The organism is Caballeronia sp. INDeC2, assembly GCF_023631325.1.
Taxonomy (GTDB): Bacteria; Pseudomonadota; Gammaproteobacteria; order Burkholderiales; family Burkholderiaceae; genus Caballeronia.
In genome coordinates, this window is sequence record NZ_JALQDG010000044.1 from 51712 (window position 1) to 70954 (window position 19243).

Genomic DNA, 19243 nt, shown 5'->3' on the forward strand with positions numbered 1-19243 from the left:
CACAAAATGCTGCGCGCCCCTGAAAAACGCCGCGAATTTGCTTTTTTGCGATTTTTTTGACGATGCGCGCGATACGGTTCTGCCGATAGTATGAAACGGTCCAGCGCCATTCCGACCCCTTCGCGAAAAGAGAACCGCATCATGCCGATCAAGTCGCTCGTCGAGTCCGACCGTCAACATCTGATTCATCCCGTCGTCAGCTATCGCGCGCACGAAGCACGCGGCGTCACCGTACTCGATTCCGCCGAAGGCGTGTTCCTGCGCGATATCGAAGGCAAGCAATTGCTCGACGCATTCTCCGGCCTGTGGTGCGTGAACACGGGTTATGGGCACGCGAGCATCGTCGAGGCCGCCGCGAAGCAGATGGCGAAACTGCCCTACGCCACGGGCTATTTTCACTTCGGCTCCGAACCCGCGATCGAACTGGCCGCAAAGCTCGTCGAGTTCGCGCCCGCGTCGCTGCAACACGTGTACTTCACGCTCGGCGGCTCGGATGCCGTCGATTCCGCGCTGCGCTTCATCACGCACTACTACAACGCGACGGGCCGTCCGTCGAAGAAGCATTGCATCGCGCTGCAACGCGGCTATCACGGTTCGTCGTCGATCGGCGCGGGCCTGACCGCGTTGCCCGCGTTCCATCGCAACTTCGATCTGCCGCTCTCGACGCAGCATCACATTCCTTCGCCGTATGCCTATCGCAACGATTACGCCGATGACGCCGCGCTCATCGCGGCATCGGTGCAAGCGCTCGAAGCGAAGGTCGCGGAACTCGGCGCGGACAACGTCGCCGCATTCTTCTGCGAGCCGATTCAAGGCTCGGGCGGCGTGATCGTGCCGCCCACGGGCTGGCTGAAAGCGATGCGCGATGCGTGCCGCAAGCTCGATATCCTCTTCGTCGCCGATGAAGTGATCACCGGTTTCGGCCGCACGGGTCCGCTCTTCGCGTGCGAAGGAGAAGGCGTCGAGCCGGACCTGATGACGGTCGCGAAGGGCTTGACCGCAGGCTATGCGCCGATGGGCGCGGTGCTCATGTCCGATGCGGTCTATCGCGGCATCGCCGATGGCGCCGATGCGTCCGCGGTCATCGGTCATGGTCACACGTATTCGGCGCATCCGGTGAGCGCGGCCATCGGCCTCGAAGTGATGCGGCTCTATCATGAAGGCGGCTTGCTCGCGAACGGCCAGGCGCAGGCGCCGCGTTTCGCGCAAGGGCTCGACGCGTTGCTCGATCATCCGCTCGTCGGCGATTCGCGTCATCGCGGCTTGCTCGGCGCGCTCGAACTCGTCGCCGACAAGGACAGCAAGCGCGGCTTCGATGCGTCGCTCAAGCTGCCCGATCGCATCGCCGCCGCGGCCTATGCAAGCGGCCTCGTGTTTCGCGCATTCGGCGACAACATTCTCGGCTTCGCACCGGCGCTGTGCTACACGCAAGCGGACTTCGACATGTTGTTCGAGCGCCTCGCGAAAACGCTCGACGGCGTGCTCGCGCAAGGCGACGTGCGCGATGCGCTGAAAGGCGGATCGGGCTTCAGGTCCCGCGCGGCTGCGTGATAACATCGATCGACCGCCGACATGCGAGACCGACCCCGCCGCGATGAGCACCGAAAGCAAGCTGGACCGAATCGATCTGCGTATCCTCGCGCAACTGCAGAAGCGCGGGCGCATCACGAATGTCGAGCTCGCCGATGCGGTCGGTCTGTCGCCCAGCCCTTGCCTGATTCGTGTGAAGCGGCTGGAAAAAGCGGGTTATATCGTCGGCTATGGCGCGCAGATTCAACTCGAGAAGCTCGGCGACGTGCAGGTGGTCTTCACCGAAGTCACGCTCGCCGATCATCGCCGCGAAGACTTCATCAACTTCGTGAATGCCGTGAAAGATGTCGACGAGATCGTCGAATGTCATCTCGCGAGCGGCGGTTACGACTATCTGCTCAAGTTCGTCACGCGCAGCGTGAGCCATTATCAGAGCATCATAGAAGGGCTGCTGGAGCGCGGCATCGGCATCGAGAAGTACTTCAGCTACGTCATCATCAAGACGTCGTTCGTGAAGACGCACTACCCGCTCGAAACACTCTTCTCGCAGCATCATCATTGAGGCGCGCGCCTCGTTCTCTTTCAGCACGAAAGCACGCATGCGCCTTTTGCACGCGCGTGCTTTTTATCGTCGATCATCTTCATGCGGAGTAGCACATGTCCAGCAAATATCGTATTGCCGTGATTCCGGGCGACGGCATCGGCAAGGAAGTGATGCCCGAAGCATTGCGCGCGCTCGATGCCGTGAGCAAGCGCTTCAATATCGAGCTGGAATACCGGCATATCGAATGGGCGAGTTGCGACTACCATGCGCAGCACGGCCAGATGATGCCCGACGACTGGAAGGCGCAGCTTCAAGACGCCGATGCGATTCTGTTCGGCGCGGTCGGATGGCCGGACACGGTGCCCGATCACATCTCGCTGTGGGGCTCGCTGCTCAAGTTTCGCCGCGAGTTCGATCAATACATCAACCTGCGTCCCGCGCGTCTTTTCGACGGCGTGCCCTCGCCGCTCGCCAACCGCAAGGCAGGCGACATCGACTTCATGATCGTGCGCGAAAACACCGAGGGCGAGTATTCGTCGGTCGGCGGCACGATGTTCGAAGGCACGGAGCGCGAATTCGTCTCGCAGACATCGATCTTCACGAGAAAGGGCGCGGAACGCGTGTTGAAGTTCGCGTTCGATCTCGCGCAAAAGCGTGAAAAGACACTGACGGTCGCCACCAAGAGCAACGGCATTTCGATCAGCATGCCGTGGTGGGATGCGCGCGCCGCCGAAATCGCCGCGCAGTATCCCGAGATCAAATGGGATAAGCAGCACATCGACATTCTGTGTGCGCGCTTCGTGTTGAACCCGGATCGCTTCGACGTGGTCGTCGCGACGAATCTCTTCGGAGACATTCTTTCGGACCTCGGCCCGGCATGCACGGGCACGATCGGCATCGCGCCTTCGGCGAACATGAATCCGGAGCGCAACTTTCCGTCCTTGTTCGAGCCGGTGCACGGTTCCGCGCCGGATATCGCGGGCAAGAACATCGCCAATCCGGTCGCGATGATCTGGTCGGCGGCGATGATGCTCGAATTCCTCGGCGAACGCGACGCGCACGACGCGATGCTCTCCGCCATCGAAACCGTGCTGAAGCAGGGGCCGCATACCGGCGATCTCGGCGGCCGCGCGAACACGACGGAAGTCGGCACGGCCATCGCGCATCTGCTCGCCTGAACTTTACCTGAGACCATCATGACCCAACGCTACGAGTTGAGCGATCTGATTCGCGCCGACAATTTCATCGACGGAAAATGGATGCCCGCCGCGAGCCGCAAGCGCTTCGCCGTCACCGATCCAGCGACGGGCGAAGTCATCGCGCAAGTGGCCGACAGCGGCCCCGCCGACGCCCGTGCCGCCACCGATGCAGCCGCGCGCGCCTTTCCCGCCTGGCGCGATACGCTGCCGAAAGATCGCGCGGCCGTGCTGCATCGCTGGCATGCGCTGATCGTCGAGAACGCGGATGCGCTCGGGCGTCTCATCTCGCTTGAACAAGGCAAGCCGTTCGCGGAAGGTCGAGGCGAAGTGATGTACGGCGCGTCGTATGTCGCATGGTTCGCGGATGAAGCCACGCGCATCTACGGCGACATCATTCCGCAGCAGCAGCGCGGCAAGCGCATGAGCGCGGTGAAGGAACCGGTGGGCATAGTCGCTGCAATCACGCCGTGGAATTTCCCGCTCGCGATGATCGCGCGCAAGATCGCGCCCGCGCTCGCGGCGGGTTGCACGGTCGTCGGCAAGCCCGCGGAAGACACGCCGCTCACGGCGCTTGCGCTCGTGATGCTCGCGCATGAAGCGGGCGTGCCGGCGGGTGCGTTGAATCTGATCAGCGCATCGCGTGAGAACGCGCAAGACGCGGTCGCCGACTGGCTCGAAGATGGCCGCGTGCGCAAGATCACCTTCACCGGCTCAACGCCGGTGGGCAAGTATCTCGCGCGCGAATCGGCGGGCACGTTGAAGAAGTTGTCGCTGGAACTCGGCGGCAATGCGCCTTTCATCGTGTTCGACGACGCCGACCTCGATGCCGCGGTCACGGGACTCATGGCATCGAAGTTCCGCAATGGCGGACAGACCTGCGTGTGCCCGAATCGCGTGTACGTGCAGTCGTCCGTGTACGACAAGTTCGCCGATCTGCTGGCGACGCGCGTCGCTGCATTGAAGGTCGCGCCCGCAACCGACGCCGACGCGCAGATCGGCCCGATGATCAACGTGCGCGCGGTCGAGAAGATCGAGCGTCATGTGAAAGACGCGCTCGCACGCGGCGCACGCGCGCTCACCGGCGGCAAGCGTCTCGTCGAACTCGGCCCGCACTACTACGCACCGACCGTGCTCGCCGATGCCACGCCCGACATGCAACTGAGCTGCGAGGAAACCTTCGGCCCGGTCGTGCCGCTCTTCCGTTTCGACGACGAAGCCGAAGCGATCCGCGCCGCGAACGACACGCCTTTCGGCCTCGCCGCGTACTTCTATAGCCAGAACCTGAAGCGCATCGATCGCGTGTCGCGCCTGCTCGAAGCGGGCCTCGTCGGCATCAACGAAGGCGCGATATCGAGCGAAGCCGCGCCGTTCGGCGGCGTGAAGGAATCGGGCTATGGACGGGAAGGCTCGAAGTACGGGCTCGACGATTATCTGTCGATCAAATATCTCTGCCAGGGCGGTCTCGAATGAACGCTTATCCGATCGAGATCGCGTTTCCCGATATCAGCGCGCATGCACAGGGCAACGCGGGCGTGCCGTACGTGCATACGTTCGACTCGGGCATCGGCGGTCCGCATGTGATGATCAACGCGCTCACGCACGGCAACGAAGTATGCGGCGCGATCGTCGTCGATGCCTTGCTGCGCGCTCGCTTGAGACCGCGTCGCGGCAGGCTCACGCTTGCCTTCGCCAACGTCGATGCCTACGCGCGCTTCGACGCGAACAAGCCCGATGCATCGCGTTTCGTCGATCAGGATTTCAATCGCGTATGGACCGCGCAAGCGCTCGACGATACGTCGCGCGATTCGAGCGAACTGCGCCGCGCCCGCGCGATGCGGCCTGTCATCGACACTGTGGATCTGCTGCTCGATCTTCATTCGATGCATGAGAAGAGCAAGCCGCTGATCGTCGCGGGACCGCTGGAAAAAGGCATCGAATTGTCGGCGAAGCTCGGCACGCCCGCGACCGTCATCTGCGATGAAGGCCATCCCGAAGGCCGCCGCATGCGCGATTACGAAGGCTTCGGCGAACCGTCGAGCGGCAAGAACGCGTTGCTCATCGAATGCGGGCAGCATTGGGAAGCGGCCGCGGTGACGGTGGCGCGCGACGTGACGGCGCGCTTTCTCGTGCTCTCCGGCGTCATAGACAAGGACGATGTGCCCGCGGGCTGGATTCAGCCGTCGCCACGAGAAATGCTCGTCGTGCGCGTGACGGAACCGGTCGTCGCGAAGAGCATGGACTTCCGTTTCGCCGACGATTACACCGGCCTGGAAGTGTTTCCCGATGCGGGCAGCGTAATCGGCTGGTCGGAAGGCGAGGCCGTCAAAACGCCTTACGACGATTGCATGCTCGTGATGCCTTCATTGCGGCAGTTGCGTCCGGGCGTGACCGTCGTGCGGCTCGGCAAGATCGAACGGCGCATTCAATCTACCTGAAGGCGAGCGTCAAGCGACATGCGCACTGTCAAAAGCGAATACCTGCGGCTGACTTTGCGCGACGCGCTTCGACATGCCTTTCATCCGCGCGCGCTCGACGAAAACACTCGGCGTCACGCCGCATAAGCGCTTGAAGTGCCGCGCGAGATGACTCTGATCGAAGAAGCCGACTTCCGTCGCGACGACCGACCCCGGCACACCCGCGAGCAGCAAGGTCTGCGCGCGTTGCACACGCAGCTCGCACAGGTACTTGTAGGGCGAAAGCCCGAACTGCTCGCGAAACACGGTCGCGAAACGCGATACGCTCAGCGCCGATAAATCCGCGAGTTGCGCAAGACTCACGGTCTTGTCGAAATTGGCTTCGATATAAGCGAGCGCGTCGACGAGATTGGCTTGGCTCATGGCGAAGTCTCGGAGGTGACCGACTCGGCGTGCGTCGACGATGCGCGCTGAAATCGTCTGATGGAAAACGATGTGAGATCGATGGGCGTGCTGCCGCTATCAATCAATTCGGCGAGCGTTTCGCCGACGCCCGGTCCGATCTGAAAGCCCGATCCGCTGAAACCGAACGCATAGAACAGGCCATCGGTTGTCGAACTCGGACCGATCACCGGCTCCGAATCCGGCAGATAACTTTCCACGCCGCTCCATACGCGAATCACATGCAGCGGACGCATCGCGGGCACCATGCGGCGGAACTGCGCCATCTGCGAAACCGTGTTCGCGGGAAGCACCGATGCGCGTCGCGCGCCTGCATCGGCGGGACCGGGAGGACCGCCACCCAGCACGATATTGCCGCGCGGAATCTGCCGGAAATACACGCTCTCTTCCTTGATCGAGGTGTACACGCCCATCGAAAACTGGAACACGTAGGGCACGGGTTCGGTCACGGCCATTTGCGGACCGCGTGCGGTGAGCGGCACGGGCTCGCCGAATTGCGTCGAAAGCGCATTGGCCCACGCGCCCGCGCAGATCAGCACTTGCTCCGCGCGATACACGTCGCCCGTTGCGCTTTCCACGCGAAAGCCACCCGCTTCTTTCTCGATGCGCACCACGTCCGTGTTTTCGGCGATGTGCGCGCCGAGCCGTGCCGCCGCGCGGCCGAACGCAGGCGCGGCGAGACGCGGGTTCGCGTGGCCATCGAGCGGCGATATCGATGCGGCGAGCACATCGCGGCCGAGAAAAGGAAAGCGCTTGAACAACGCTGCGCCGTCCAGCACTTCGAGGTCGAGGCCATAGGCGCGCGCATGGGCGGCATAGCGTTGAAAGTATTCCGCGTCGTGCGCGTGATAGCACACGCGCGTATGCCCTGATGGCAGAAACTCGATGTCTTCGCCGAGCAATTCGCGCGAACGCCGCCACGTATCGAGCGCACGATTCGACATCGCAAGTTGTTCGAGCGCGCGGCCTTGGCGACGCACGCCGCCGAAGTTCACGCCGCTCGCCTGCTGTCCCGTCAGACCGCGTTCGAGCAGAATCACCGAACGCTTGCGCCGGCGCAAAAAGAAAGCGGTCGACGTGCCGACGATGCCGCCGCCGATCACGATCACATCGGCGCGTTGGGTCATTCGCTCGTCTCCATGTCCTCGTGCGGCGCGAGCGCCATTGGTAAAGGTTTGACGGGCGCTTGCCCGCGCAGGCGGCCGACCGCTTCGAGCGGCACGCGTGCTTCGGCCGCGATGACTTCCGCGCCCGCATGCGCGCAGAAGCGGCCCTGGCATCGGCCCATGCCGACGCGCGAGAATGCCTTCGCGCGATTCGCTTCCTTCGCGCCCATGTCGTTCACGACGCGTCTCAGTTCGCCCGCGGTGATCGCTTCACAGCGGCACACGATGGTTTCATCCGGCAGCGTGGCGGCGAATCGCGCGGGCCATGGGAATGCGGTACGCAAGCCCGCCGCGAAACGCGTGAAGCGGTTGAGTTGCATGCGCAACTTGTGGGCTTCATCTTCGTTGCAGGTCATGCCGATGTCTTTCAATGCCGCGAGCGCCGCGAGCCGCCCCGCGCGTTCGGCGGCATCGGCACCGCGTACGCGCGCGCCATCGCCTGCGAGATAGACGCCGCTTACATTGCTTCGGCCGTCTTCATCGGCGACAGGAAGCCACTGTTGCAACGCATGATCGAAACGGAATTCGCAGCCCGCGAGATCGGCGAGTTGCGTTTCGGAACGCAAGTGATAACCGAGCGCGACGGCATCGCATTCGACTTCGAGCGCCGTGTTATCGGCGAGCGTGACGCGCACGCTTTGAACGCCACGCTCAGGCGTGCCGCGAATCTCGACCGGCGTAATGCCGCGATGAACGGGCACGCGCGCATCCTTGAGCACTCGCATCAACGCGATGCCTTTCTTCAACGTCGATGGAATCGCGATCAGCTTAGGCAATGCGTGCAGACGTTGCGCGAACGTCGATGTATCGAGCACCGCGCTCACCGTCGCGCCCGCCTTCACGTATTGCGCGGCGACGAGATAAAGCAGCGGACCTGTGCCCATCATCACGACGCGCGACCCGATCGCGCAGCCCTGCGATTTCAACGCAACTTGCGCACCGCCGAGGCTATACGTTCCCGCGCGATGCCAGCCGGGTACGGGCATCACGCGATCGGTCGCGCCGCTGCAAATGACGAGCGCATCGAACGCAAGCTCGCGATGACGCGTGCCGCTCACGACATGCACCGCGTTCGGCGCCACGTTCCACACGAGCGTATCGGGCACATAGTCGATGTGCGGGCGCAATGCATCGAACGCTTCGTGCAACGCACGCGCGCGCTGCGCCTCGGTGCCGTACAAAGCGTCGTACGTGCGCGTGAATCCTTCCGGCTGACGACGATAGATCTGCCCGCCGTCGCGCCTGCCTTCATCGATCACTACGGGACGCAGGCCCGCTTCGACCAGCGCCTCTGCGGCTCGCACGCCCGCCGGTCCCGCCCCGATCACGATCACGGTCGCGGCCATACGCCCTCCTCGGCTTGCGAGAGACGCGTGACGATCGACATGCCTTCGACCGCCGGCGTCGTGCACGCGCGCATACGCTCGCCGGTTTCGGTCCACACCCAGCAGTCCTGGCATGCGCCCATCACGCAGAAGCCCGCACGTCGGCCGTCGCCGAATTCGGAATCGCGCAAGTCTTCCTGCGAAGTGAGCAGCGCGACCATCAGCGTGTCCCCGACGGATGCGAGCGCGCGTCGGCCGTCGATGACGATCTCGAACGTTCTGCGCCCTTTCTCAGCGACTCTCACGAAACGTCCGCTCATGCCGTCACCGTGTCCATCGATTGCATCGACTGAATGCGCGCGAGATCGTCGGCATTGTGATGACACAGAATCTCCGCGCCCGATGGCAAGGTCTTTCTCGATGGCGGCGTCACATTGCATTTGCCGTCGATACGCGCCGCGCAACGCGAACGGAAACTGCACAGCTCGGGCACATCGCTTTCGGGACCGAGCGCGGGCAACGCGCCTAGCGCCATCGCGCGACGCGAATCGAGCCAGCCGGGACGCAGCGCGGGCACCGAATCGACCAGCAAGCCCGTATAAGGGTGATATGGCGGATGCGAAAGCGCATCGCGCTGGCCCGCTTCGACGCACTGGCCCGCATAGAGCACGATCACTTCGTCGCAGATGGCGCGCACCGTCGAGATGTCGTGGCTGATGAACATGTACGACACGTTCAGTTCGCGGCGCAACTCGGCAAGCAGATCGAGGATCGCCGCACCGACGACCGTATCGAGCGCGGACGTCACTTCATCGCAGAGAATGAGTTCGGGATTCGCGGCGAGCGCACGCGCGAGATTCACGCGCTGCTTCTGTCCGCCCGACAAACCGCCCGGCTGACGCTTCGCGATCGATGCGGGCAGCTTCACCAGATCGAGCAGTTCGAGCATGCGCTTTTGCGCGGCCGCGCCGCGCAAGCCGTGATAGAAATTCATCGGCCGCGCGAGAATATCGGCGATGGTTCGGCTCGGGTTCAGCGCCGTATCGGCGTTCTGAAACACGATCTGCACGCGGCGATACTGCTCCAGCGTGCGCTCCGAGAGCTTCGCGGGCAAGGACTTGCCGTCGAGCAGCACGTCGCCGTGCGCGCGATCGACGAGGCCCGCGATCACGCGCGCGAGCGTCGTCTTGCCCGAGCCCGATTCGCCGATCACACCGAGCGTGCTGCCGCGCGCGATCTTCAGGCTCACGTCGTCGAGCACCCGCACGGCGGGCACGCCGTTCGCATCGATCCGGCCATAGCCCGCGCTCAGGTTGCGTATTTCGAGCAGCGGGACATCGCGCGGTTCATCGGGCATCGTGAGCTGCGCATCAGGACGGCGCGTCGCGGCAAGCAGTTGACGCGTGTAGTCGTCGGCGGGCGCATCGAGCACCTGCGCGGTCGTGCCGTTCTCGCGCACGCGCCCGCCGTTCAATACGACGATGCGGTCCGCCATCTGGGCGACGACCGCCAGATCGTGCGACACGTACACGGCTGTCGTGCCGAGTTCGCGCACCACGCCCTTGAATGCCGCGAGCACTTCGATCTGCGTGGTCACGTCGAGCGCGGTGGTCGGTTCATCGAACACGACGACGGCGGGATCGGTGATCAACGCCATCGCCGCCATGAGCCGCTGCAACTGACCGCCCGACACCTGATGCGGATAACGATCGCCGATGGTCTCGGGATCCGGCAACGCCAGCGAACGAAAGAGACCGATCGCTTTTTCACGCGCGGCGGCGGGCGTCAGCAACTTGTGCAGCAGCGCGGGCTCGATAACCTGATCGATGATCGTGCGCGCCGGATTGAAGCCCGCCGATGCGCTCTGTGCGACATACGCGACCGTGCGCGCACGCAATGCGCGACGGCCTCTGGCATCGAGCGACAAGACATCGGTATCGCCGATCCTTACCGAGCCGCCCGCGATCGCGCATCCGCCGCGCGCATAGCCGAGCAGCGCGAGCGCGATGGTCGTCTTGCCTGAACCCGACTCGCCGATCAGCGCGAGCACTTCGCCCTTCTTCACCGTGAAGTCGACACCCCTCACGATCTCGACGACCGGATCGGGCGCCACGCCCGCGATGACGCGCAAGCCCTTCACTTCGATCATGTTCGTGCTCGTTGTCGTGTTCATTGGGCGCCTCCATGCGAACGCGCGCCATGACGACGCAAGCTGTCGATGAGCAGATTCACGCCGACGGTCAGCGTCGCGATCGCCACCGCGGGCATCAGCACCGCGGGCGCGCCTTCCGACAGCCCGCCGATGTTCTCGCGCACGAGCGAGCCCCAATCCGCGTTCGGCGGCTGCACGCCGAGGCCGAGAAAGCTCAGGCCCGAGAGCAACAGTACGATGAACACGAAGCGCAGGCCGAAATCCGCGAGCATCGGGTGAATCATGTTGGGCAGCACTTCCACGCGCGCGATATAGAAGAGCTTCTCGCCGCGCGCCTTCGCCACCTGCACATATTCGAGCGTCATGATGTTCACCGCGAGCGAGCGCGAAATGCGGAACGCGCCGGGGATGTAGGCGAGCGCGGCGACCATCATCAGCATCGGAATGGATGAGCCGAACGCCGCAATTACGACGAGCGCGAGTATCTTGCTCGGGATCGAGATGAGCGCGTCGAAGAGGCGGCTCAGCACTTCATCGACCCAGCGCCCCGACACGGCCGCAACGAGGCCGAAGAACGTGCCGATGACGCTCGCCGCCACCGTCGATGCAAGCGCGAGGCCCACCGTGTATTGCGTGCCGTAGAGAATGCGGCTCAGCATGTCGCGGCCGAGATAGTCGGTGCCGAGCAGATGCGCCACGCTATACGAGCCGAAGACTTCCGTCGACGTGAACGCACCGCCTTTATACGGCGCGATGACCGGGCCGATGAACGCGACCGCGAGCCAGAACACGACGATGAAAAGACCGATAAGGCCCAGCACCGAAAAGCGATCGACGAGGCGCTTTCGCACACTGCGTTTGACGACGACGGGCGCCTGTTCCTGCGGCGCGTCGGCGGGAGGCTGTTCGTATAGCACGGTCGTGGCGTGAGAAGAGACGTTCCGGTTCATCGTTGACGCAGCCTCGGGTTGGAGACGATCTGAGCCAGATCGGCAATGAGCACGAGCGCGAGATAGGCCGCGCAGAAGACCATCACGCAGCCTTGTACGAGCGGCATGTCGCGATTGGTGACGGCATCGACCATCAGGCTCGCGAGGCCGGGATAGTTGAAGATCGATTCGACGATCACCACGCCGCCGAACAGATACGACAGCGACAGCGCGACAGCGTTGGCGATGGGCCCGATGGTGTTCGGCAACACATGACGCAATACGACACGCATGGGCGTTGCGCCCTTCAGCAGGGCCATTTCCACATACGATGCGTTCAGTTGGTCGAGCACCGCCGCGCGCGTCATGCGCGCCATCTGCGCGACGATCACGCAGCAGAGCGTCATCACCGGCATCGCATACGTGCGCAACAGCCCGCCGAACGACGACACATCCGACAGATACGACAACGCCGGCAGCCAGCGCAGCTTCACCGCGAAGATCAGAACGGCGATGGTCGCGACGAGAAACTCGGGCACGGCGACCGTCGACAGCGTGAGCACGTTGAGCACGCGATCGACGAGCGAGCCGCGATACATCGCAGATGCAATGCCGATCACGAGCGCGAGCGGCACGGACACGAGAGCGGTCAATCCCGCGAGCACGAGCGAATTCGGCAGACGCGTGGCGATCAATTCGCTGACCGGCAGATTGTTCGACAGCGACGTGCCGAAGTTGCCCGTCACCACATGCACGAGCCATTGCAGATAGCGCGTGACCGCGGGTTGATCGAGGCCGAACTGATGCCGCAGCGCCGCCACCTGCTCGGGCGTCGCCGCCTGGCCGAGCGCCTGCTGCGCGGCATCGCCCGGCAAGAGGCCGGTGATGCCGAACACCACCATCGACACGATGAACAGCGTGAGCACCGCGAGGCCGAGGCGCGCGGCGACGAGTCGTTGCGCATGAACTTTCATCGGATATCGCCTCTCGTTCTGAAGGGTTGACTTCGCGCGCCGCCGCTTTGCAAACGAAGCGCGTCCCGTGTCAAAGCATGCTCAAGCCTCGAGCCATACGTTCTCCGCGAACATCCAGCCCATCAGACCCGCGAGCGGAATGCCGCCGAGTCCCTTGAGTTTCGTGGTGTGCGCATCGAGCGAGCTCTGGAACATCGGAATGCCGATTCCGCCATCCGTATGCACGAGCTCCTGCATGTCGCCGTAGATCTTCTTGCGCTTCGCATCGTCCGGTTCGCCGCGCGCGGCGACGAGCATCTGATCGAACTGCGTGCTCTTCCAGTTCGCTTCGTTCCACGGCGCATCGGACTTGAAGAACTGCGTGAAGATCACGTCCGCGCTCGGGCGCGCGTTGATGTTGCCGAAGCCGAGCGGATGCTTCATCCAGTGATTCGACCAATAGCCGTCGGACGGCACGCGCACCACTTGCAGATTGATGCCGGCCTGTGGCGCGACCTGCTGCATCAACACGGCCATTTCGACGGAGCCTTCCGCCGCCGGCGATGCGTACAACTGGATCGGCGTGTTGCCGACCTTCGCCTTCTGGAAGTGGAACTTGGCCTTGTCGGGATCGAACGCGCGTTGGGGTAGGCCCGACATGTAGTACTTGTTGCTCGGATCGATCGGCTGATCGTTGCCGATCGCGCCATAGCCGCGGAAGATCGTCTTGCGCATCTGATCGCGGTCCATCAGGTACGTCATGCCGCGACGGAAATCCGCGTTGCCCGTGATACCGCCATCGTCGCGCATGATGAGGTCGGTGTACTGGCCCGTCTTCGTTTCCAGCACCGCGAATCCCGGCGTGCCCTTGATGCGCTCGGTCGAACGCGCGCTCACCGCATTGATGAGGTGCACGTCGCCCGACATGAGCGCATTCACGCGCGCGGGTTCATCCGCGATGCCGATGAGTTCCACTTCGTCGAGATGCGGCATGCCCGGCTTCCAGTACTTTTCGTTGCGCACGCCCACGGTGCGCACGCCAGGCGCGAACTCCTTCAGCTTGAACGGGCCCGTGCCGACAGCCGTCTTGAAGTCCGTCGTGCCGTCCTTGATGATGAGGAAATGCGAGTCCGCGAGAATCACCGGCAGGTCCGCGTTCGCGCCCGTCAGCGTGATGGTCAGTTCGTTCGGGCCGGTCGCCTTGACCTCCTTGAACTGATCGGCGAGCGTCTTCGCCTTCGATGCGACCGCCGGGTCTTTATGGCGCATCAGCGAATAGACGACATCCTGAGGCGCGAGCGATTTACCGTCGTGGAACTGCACGCCGCTGCGCAGCTTCACGACCCACACGGTCGCGTCTTTCGTTTCGAGCGATTCGGCGAGCGCCATCTTCGCGCCGAGATGATTGTCGAGTTCGGTCAAGCCGCTATAGAACATGAACGCGCGGGCGTAGTCGGTGCCGAGCGCGCCCTTGGCGGGATCGAGCGTATCCGCGGCCGACGACGACTGCGTCGCCACGCGGATGCGTCCGCCCTGCTTCGGCTTGGCCTGCGCAAGCGCCGCGCCGCTCGCCGTGAGAAGCCCCGCGCCTGTCATCGAGAGCAAGCCGCCCGCGGCCATCGCGCGAAGGACGTTGCGCCGCGACGCGCCACGGCGCGTCAGTTCTTCGAGCCGTTTGCCGGCATCGGCATGGGCAAGTGCTTCAGGCGTTCGATCGATGCTCATGGACTTCTCCGCGTGAGGGGCTATGGATATACGGCAGCTTTGCGGCTGCTCAATAGAAAACGTCTTTGATCGAGTAGTACGCGCCGACGAGCGGCAGAAACCACGGCTTGCCCGTATGACCCGGAATCGCGGGCCAGTCGAACTCGCGCCACGGATTCGCATCGGCGTTGCCGTTCATCACGTCGGCCATGATCTGGCCCATGTGCGTCGACATCTGCGTGCCGTGGCCGCTATAGCCCATCGAGAAATAGATGCCGTCGTGCTGGCCCGCGCGCGGCAGACGGTCGGCTGTGATATCGACGAGACCGCCCCAGCAATAGTCGATGCGCACGTTAGCCAGGCTCGGGAAAATCGCTGCGAGATTCGCCTGCAGAATGCGTCCGCTCTTCGCATCCGATGGACGTTCGGACGCGGTGAAACGCGCGCGCCCGCCGAGCAAGAGACGCGCATCGGGCGTGACGCGGAAATAGTTGTGCATCAGGCGGCTCGTCGTGTACGAGCGCCGGTTCGGCAGCAGTTCTTGCAAACGATGCGCGGGCAACGGCTCCGTCACGATGATGAAGGAACCGACCGGCGCGAGTCTTCGCCGATACCACGAGAACGGACCGTGTTTCGAAGGGCCCGTCGCGATCAGCACTTGCTTCGCGCGCAACGTGCCGCGCTTCGAATCGATTCGATATGCGCCGTCTTCCTTCGTGATCGCCGTGACTTCCGCGTGCTCGTAGAGACGCGCGCCTTGCCTGACTGCGGCGTTTGCAAGTCCGGCGGCGAACTTGCCCATATGCATCTGACCGCCATGACGTTGCAGCAAGCCGCCGTGAAAGGCATCGGATTGCACTTCATTGCGGACCTGTTCGCGATCGAGCAGATCGATGTCCGCATCGACTTCACGCCGGATCAGCTCGGCGGTCTTCGCAATGTGTTCGACATGATGCGGCTTCGCGGCGAGCTTCAGCTTGCCCGACGCGAGATAGTCGCAATCGATGTTCTCTTCGCGAATCAAACGCTCCACGGTGTCCACCGCCGCCGCATACGCGCGATAGCATCCTTGCGCACGTTCGACGCCCAGTTGCGCGCGCAGCGCCGCATAGTCCTGCGCGACGCCCGTGTTGCACTGACCGCCGTTGCGCCCCGACGCGCCGCCGCCCATGCGCCCGGCGTCGAGCACGACGACGCTCGCGCCCCGCTTGCCCAACGCGAGCGCCGCCGACAAGCCCGTGAACCCGCCGCCGATCACGGCGACATCGGCCTGGCCGTCCGCCGGGCCTTCGCACGTCGAGATCGTCGCGGGCGTGGTGTCGAGCCAGTAGGAGTCGAGTTTCATCGGCATTGCTCGCGTGAAGTGGCGTGTATGGCGTGGGTCAAAGACCGAGTTGCGTGGCGAGATCGCCGATGGTGTCCACTTCGTAATACTCGTAGTACGGCGTGCCCGGCTCATGGCCGCGCTTCACGAACGCCTTGTGCTTGATGCCCATGTCGTGCGCGGTCATCAGGTCGTAGCGCAGGCTCGACGATACGTGCAACACGTCTTCCGGATTGCAGTTCAACTGGTCGAACATGTATTCGAAGCCCTGCATGCGCGGCTTGTACGACTGCGCCTGCTGCGCCGTGAACACGCGATGAAACGGCGCGCCGAGCTTGTCTACGTTGCTCTGAATCTGATCGTTCGATGCGTTCGACAGAATCACGAGCTTGTACTTCGTGGCAAGACGCGAGAGACCTTCCGGCACGTCGGGATGCGGGCCCCACGTCGGCACCGCGAGGTAATACTTTTCGGCTTCCGCTTCGTCGAACGCGACGTTCATGCGTGCGCACGCGCGGCGCACCGAATTGACGATCACGTCGCGATACGGCTTCCACGCGCCGAGCACTTCATCGCGGCGATAGCCCGCGAAGAACTTGACGAACTGCTCGAGGTCGTCGCCTTGCAGGCGGTCGGCGTACATCTCGCGGGCCATATCGGCCATGCGGAATTTCGTCAGCGTGCCGTAGCAGTCGAACGTGATGTACTTCGGCTCGAAATCGATCATGGTGTCAGTCCTGTCGTGTGATGAACCCGTCCTGAGTTCAGTGGTGAAAACAAGGAACAGCGATGTGTTGAGGAAAATTTAAACAGTGCAAAAATGACTGAGGGCGTCGAATGCGTGCCTTGCGGCGACATAAGTCATGCGTTTTGAGGCATCGCCACAGCACAAAATGCGGCGTCCTTTTCGCACGATCGTGCATGTTCCGTGCGCGTCATCCTTCCGTATCGATGAGCACGGTCTTCAAGCGTAAATTCGCTTCATAAGCCTGCCGCCCGAGATCCTTGCCGATGCCCGAGCGCTTGTAGCCGCCCGTCGGCAGCACGAAATCGCTCGTGCGGCCGTAGCGGTTCACCCAGACGGTGCCCGCCTCGATGCCGCGCACCATGCGCAGCGCACGCCCGATGTCGGCCGTATGCACGCCAGCGGCGAGACCGTAGTCCGGATGCGCGGCGAGTTCGAGCGCTTCTTCTTCCGTATCGAACGACTGCACGGTGAGCACCGGGCCGAAGATTTCGCTGCGCACGGCGTCGTTGTCCTGCGTGACATCGCATAACAAGGTCGGCGCATAGAACGCGCCCGGCGTCGCCGCATCCGCGCGCTTGCCGCCGCAACGCAAGCTCGCGCCGCCCGCGATGCTGCGTTGAACGATCGCATCGATACGTTGCGCCTGCGGCTCGGAGACGATCGGCGGCAAGGTCGTGCCCGCCGCCCATGTCGCGCCCGCCTTGAGCTCGCTGAAGGCCTGCGCGATGCGATCGGTCAGCTCGTCGGCGAGCGCGCGCTGCACGAGCAGCCGTGAACCCGCGACGCACACTTGTCCCGCGTTTCCCGTGATCGCGCCCGCGATGCGCCGCGCCACTTCATCGATGCGCGGTGCATCGGCGAATACGATCTGCGGGCTCTTGCCGCCCAGTTCCAGCGTGACCGGCTTCGTGCCGGTTTCCGCGCACGCGGCCATGATCGCGGCGCCGGTGCGCGTTGATCCGGTGAACGTCACTTTGCCGATGCGCGGATGACGCACGAGCGCATCGCCGGTCGTGCGGCCGTCGCCCTGAACGACGTTGAAGATGCCCGGCGGCACGCCCGCTTCGAGTGCGAGCTCGGCGAGGCGCAGCGCGGAAAACGGCGTCATCTCCGAAGGCTTGAGCACCACCGCGTTGCCCGCCGCGAGCGCGGGCGCGGTTTTCCATACGCCCATCACGAGCGGAAAATTCCACGGTGCGATCGCGCCGATCACGCCGTACGGCTCGGCGATCGTCATGCCCAGATGCCGGTGATCGGTGGCCGCGACATCGCCGCCGATCTTGTCGGCGAACTCCGCATAGAAGCGGATGCTTTCGGCGGTGAACGGCACGTCCCAGTTGTACGCATCGCGCACGGGGCGCGTCGAGCCGAGCGCTTCGAGCGGCGCGAGTGTGGCGGCATCGGCGGCGACGAGATCGGCGAATTTGCGCAATACGCGCGCGCGTTCGCGTGGCGCGCGGCGCGCCCAGTCGCTCTTTTTGAACGCACCGTATGCGTTCTGCACGGCGTAGTCGATCATCGCGTCAGCGGCGACGGGCACCGATGCATACACGACGCCGTCCGACGGCCGCGCGACCTCGATGCGCGACGCGCCCGCGTCGATCAATTCGCCGCCGATGAAGTGCCCGCTCCTGATGACGATGCTGGCAGGATCGAACCGGTCCATATGCGTGAGTCCTCTTCCGTGATGTTGCGTTGACATGGCTTCATGGTAGGACCGGAGACCCGGCATATTTCGCCGACAAAATTGCCGATACAGCACAGCATGCGCGTTCTTGCGCCCGTAACCCGCCGTTTTGCGTTGCACCACGAACACCGGTCCATGCACCATGCGGGACAGGAAGATCGTCCTAGCCATGCGCGCGCCGCGATGTCAAAGTTGCGATAAATGTCTTCAAGGTCAGGAGGCCGGCGTGCCCGACTCGAGCAATAACGATGTGGTCGAATACCGGGCTTTCACGCTCGACGATATTCCCGCGGCGCACGCGCTGTCGGCGTCCGTCAAATGGCGGCATCGCGCGGAAGATTGGCGCTTCGCGGCGCGTATCGGCGAAGGCTTCGCCGCAATCGATCGGACAGGCACGCTCGTCGGCACGGCGCTCGCATTTCAATTCGGCGCGAATGCCGCGACGCTCGGCATGTTCATCGTGTCGCCGGAACGTCAGCGGCAAGGCATCGGAGGCGGGCTGCTCGACCGGCTGATCGCGAAGCTCGGTTCGCGCACGCTCTTGATTCATGCATCGAACGAAGGCCGGCCGCTGTGCGAGCAACGCGGCTTCACGCGCATCGACACGATTCATCAGCATCAGGGCGCGGCGTTTCAGCCGCCGCTCGTTTCGCTGCCGCCGGGCGAGCGGCTGCGGCCGATCGGCGCAAAGGACACGCCGCGTCTCGCCGGACTGGCATCGCGCGCGAGCGGGCTGGATCGCACGGCGCTTGTTCCGCAATTGCTCGATGTCGCGAGCGGCATCGCACTCGATCGCGACGGCGAGCTGATCGGCTTCGCGCTCTTCCGGCGTTTCGGCGACGGACATGTGATCGGCCCCGTGATCGCGCCCGAATCGCCGGACCAGAGCCGCGCGAAGGCGCTGATCAGCTACTGGCTCGCGCTGAACGCGGGCATGTTCGTGCGCGTCGATACGCCCTTGCGATACGGGCTTTCGTCGTGGCTCGAAGGACTCGGGCTGCCGCTCGTCGATACCATCGAGCAGATGGCGTTGAACGGCGCGCCGTCCACCGATGCCACGCTCACGCAGTTCGCGCTGACGAGCCAGGCGGTATGGTGATCGCTTG

Annotated in this window: 17 protein-coding genes; 6 read left to right on the plus strand and 11 right to left on the minus strand. The window is 63.8% G+C overall.

What is annotated here, in order from left to right:
• The first annotated feature begins 141 nt into the window (after positions 1 to 141).
• The 5 genes from NCS28_RS29350 (at position 142) to NCS28_RS29370 (ending at position 5708) form a co-directional block, all read left to right on the plus strand.
• Positions 142 to 1551 (plus strand): aspartate aminotransferase family protein, encoded by a 1410-nt coding sequence (locus tag NCS28_RS29350; RefSeq protein ID WP_250517304.1) that lies wholly within the window; start codon positions 142 to 144, stop codon positions 1549 to 1551.
• A 43-nt stretch (positions 1552 to 1594) separates the two neighbouring features.
• Entirely contained in the window at positions 1595 to 2092 is a 498-nt protein-coding gene (locus NCS28_RS29355) for an Lrp/AsnC family transcriptional regulator (protein WP_250517305.1), read from the plus strand.
• Between the two features lie 95 nt (positions 2093 to 2187).
• The gene (locus tag NCS28_RS29360) at positions 2188 to 3252 is read left to right on the plus strand and encodes a tartrate dehydrogenase (RefSeq protein WP_250517306.1); all 1065 of its coding nucleotides are present in this window, start codon (positions 2188 to 2190) and stop codon (positions 3250 to 3252) included.
• A gap of 18 nt (positions 3253 to 3270) precedes the next feature.
• A complete protein-coding gene (locus tag NCS28_RS29365) occupies positions 3271 to 4743 on the plus strand; it encodes an NAD-dependent succinate-semialdehyde dehydrogenase (protein ID WP_250517307.1) in 1473 nt (490 codons plus the stop codon).
• Entirely contained in the window at positions 4740 to 5708 is a 969-nt protein-coding gene (locus NCS28_RS29370; protein WP_250517308.1) for a M14 family metallopeptidase, read from the plus strand. Before NCS28_RS29365 ends, NCS28_RS29370 begins: the two co-directional genes overlap by 4 nt.
• 9 nt (positions 5709 to 5717) lie before the next feature.
• Here NCS28_RS29370 and NCS28_RS29375 read toward each other — a convergent pair whose 3' ends face one another.
• From NCS28_RS29375 to NCS28_RS29425, 11 genes are all read right to left on the minus strand, one after another.
• Positions 5718 to 6110: a helix-turn-helix domain-containing protein gene (locus NCS28_RS29375; RefSeq protein WP_250517309.1), complete on the minus strand. Its 393-nt coding sequence runs from the start codon at positions 6108 to 6110 to the stop codon at positions 5718 to 5720.
• A complete protein-coding gene (locus tag NCS28_RS29380) occupies positions 6107 to 7276 on the minus strand; it encodes an NAD(P)/FAD-dependent oxidoreductase (RefSeq protein ID WP_250517310.1) in 1170 nt (389 codons plus the stop codon). The genes NCS28_RS29375 and NCS28_RS29380 overlap by 4 nt, the downstream gene beginning before the upstream one ends.
• Positions 7273 to 8661: an FAD/NAD(P)-dependent oxidoreductase gene (locus NCS28_RS29385; RefSeq protein ID WP_250517311.1), complete on the minus strand. Its 1389-nt coding sequence runs from the start codon at positions 8659 to 8661 to the stop codon at positions 7273 to 7275. The genes NCS28_RS29380 and NCS28_RS29385 overlap by 4 nt, the downstream gene beginning before the upstream one ends.
• On the minus strand, positions 8646 to 8960 hold the full coding sequence (locus NCS28_RS29390; protein WP_250517312.1) for a (2Fe-2S)-binding protein: 315 nt from the start codon (positions 8958 to 8960) through the stop codon (positions 8646 to 8648). Before NCS28_RS29390 ends, NCS28_RS29385 begins: the two co-directional genes overlap by 16 nt.
• Positions 8957 to 10813, minus strand: coding sequence for an ABC transporter ATP-binding protein (locus tag NCS28_RS29395; protein ID WP_250517313.1), 1857 nt, complete (start codon positions 10811 to 10813; stop codon positions 8957 to 8959). Before NCS28_RS29395 ends, NCS28_RS29390 begins: the two co-directional genes overlap by 4 nt.
• Positions 10810 to 11742: an ABC transporter permease gene (locus tag NCS28_RS29400; protein ID WP_250517314.1), complete on the minus strand. Its 933-nt coding sequence runs from the start codon at positions 11740 to 11742 to the stop codon at positions 10810 to 10812. The genes NCS28_RS29395 and NCS28_RS29400 overlap by 4 nt, the downstream gene beginning before the upstream one ends.
• Positions 11739 to 12695: an ABC transporter permease gene (locus NCS28_RS29405; RefSeq protein ID WP_250517315.1), complete on the minus strand. Its 957-nt coding sequence runs from the start codon at positions 12693 to 12695 to the stop codon at positions 11739 to 11741. The genes NCS28_RS29400 and NCS28_RS29405 overlap by 4 nt, the downstream gene beginning before the upstream one ends.
• A gap of 81 nt (positions 12696 to 12776) precedes the next feature.
• Positions 12777 to 14399, minus strand: coding sequence for an ABC transporter substrate-binding protein (locus NCS28_RS29410; protein ID WP_250517316.1), 1623 nt, complete (start codon positions 14397 to 14399; stop codon positions 12777 to 12779).
• A gap of 49 nt (positions 14400 to 14448) precedes the next feature.
• Entirely contained in the window at positions 14449 to 15723 is a 1275-nt protein-coding gene (locus NCS28_RS29415; RefSeq protein ID WP_250517317.1) for an NAD(P)/FAD-dependent oxidoreductase, read from the minus strand.
• A gap of 37 nt (positions 15724 to 15760) precedes the next feature.
• The gene (locus NCS28_RS29420) at positions 15761 to 16429 is read right to left on the minus strand and encodes a haloacid dehalogenase type II (protein ID WP_250517318.1); all 669 of its coding nucleotides are present in this window, start codon (positions 16427 to 16429) and stop codon (positions 15761 to 15763) included.
• Positions 16430 to 16637: 208 nt separating this feature from the next.
• The gene (locus NCS28_RS29425) at positions 16638 to 18116 is read right to left on the minus strand and encodes an aldehyde dehydrogenase family protein (protein ID WP_250517360.1); all 1479 of its coding nucleotides are present in this window, start codon (positions 18114 to 18116) and stop codon (positions 16638 to 16640) included.
• Positions 18117 to 18363: 247 nt separating this feature from the next.
• Here NCS28_RS29425 and NCS28_RS29430 point away from each other — a divergent pair, with 247 nt between their 5' ends.
• The gene (locus tag NCS28_RS29430; RefSeq protein WP_250517319.1) at positions 18364 to 19236 is read left to right on the plus strand and encodes a GNAT family N-acetyltransferase; all 873 of its coding nucleotides are present in this window, start codon (positions 18364 to 18366) and stop codon (positions 19234 to 19236) included.
• The last annotated feature ends 7 nt before the right edge of the window (positions 19237 to 19243 follow it).

What these genes read in the sequence shown, in the direction of transcription:
- NCS28_RS29350 (WP_250517304.1), top strand. Translation starts at nt 142, where the DNA reads ATGCCGATCAAGTCGCTCGTCGAGTCCGACCGTCAACATCTGATTCAT.
- NCS28_RS29355 (WP_250517305.1), top strand. Translation starts at nt 1,595, where the DNA reads ATGAGCACCGAAAGCAAGCTGGACCGAATCGATCTGCGTATCCTCGCG.
- NCS28_RS29360 (WP_250517306.1), top strand. Translation starts at nt 2,188, where the DNA reads ATGTCCAGCAAATATCGTATTGCCGTGATTCCGGGCGACGGCATCGGC.
- NCS28_RS29365 (WP_250517307.1), top strand. Translation starts at nt 3,271, where the DNA reads ATGACCCAACGCTACGAGTTGAGCGATCTGATTCGCGCCGACAATTTC.
- NCS28_RS29370 (WP_250517308.1), top strand. Translation starts at nt 4,740, where the DNA reads ATGAACGCTTATCCGATCGAGATCGCGTTTCCCGATATCAGCGCGCAT.
- NCS28_RS29375 (WP_250517309.1), bottom strand. Translation starts at nt 6,110, where the DNA reads ATGAGCCAAGCCAATCTCGTCGACGCGCTCGCTTATATCGAAGCCAAT.
- NCS28_RS29380 (WP_250517310.1), bottom strand. Translation starts at nt 7,276, where the DNA reads ATGACCCAACGCGCCGATGTGATCGTGATCGGCGGCGGCATCGTCGGC.
- NCS28_RS29385 (WP_250517311.1), bottom strand. Translation starts at nt 8,661, where the DNA reads ATGGCCGCGACCGTGATCGTGATCGGGGCGGGACCGGCGGGCGTGCGA.
- NCS28_RS29390 (WP_250517312.1), bottom strand. Translation starts at nt 8,960, where the DNA reads ATGAGCGGACGTTTCGTGAGAGTCGCTGAGAAAGGGCGCAGAACGTTC.
- NCS28_RS29395 (WP_250517313.1), bottom strand. Translation starts at nt 10,813, where the DNA reads ATGAACACGACAACGAGCACGAACATGATCGAAGTGAAGGGCTTGCGC.
- NCS28_RS29400 (WP_250517314.1), bottom strand. Translation starts at nt 11,742, where the DNA reads ATGAACCGGAACGTCTCTTCTCACGCCACGACCGTGCTATACGAACAG.
- NCS28_RS29405 (WP_250517315.1), bottom strand. Translation starts at nt 12,695, where the DNA reads ATGAAAGTTCATGCGCAACGACTCGTCGCCGCGCGCCTCGGCCTCGCG.
- NCS28_RS29410 (WP_250517316.1), bottom strand. Translation starts at nt 14,399, where the DNA reads ATGAGCATCGATCGAACGCCTGAAGCACTTGCCCATGCCGATGCCGGC.
- NCS28_RS29415 (WP_250517317.1), bottom strand. Translation starts at nt 15,723, where the DNA reads ATGAAACTCGACTCCTACTGGCTCGACACCACGCCCGCGACGATCTCG.
- NCS28_RS29420 (WP_250517318.1), bottom strand. Translation starts at nt 16,429, where the DNA reads ATGATCGATTTCGAGCCGAAGTACATCACGTTCGACTGCTACGGCACG.
- NCS28_RS29425 (WP_250517360.1), bottom strand. Translation starts at nt 18,116, where the DNA reads ATGGACCGGTTCGATCCTGCCAGCATCGTCATCAGGAGCGGGCACTTC.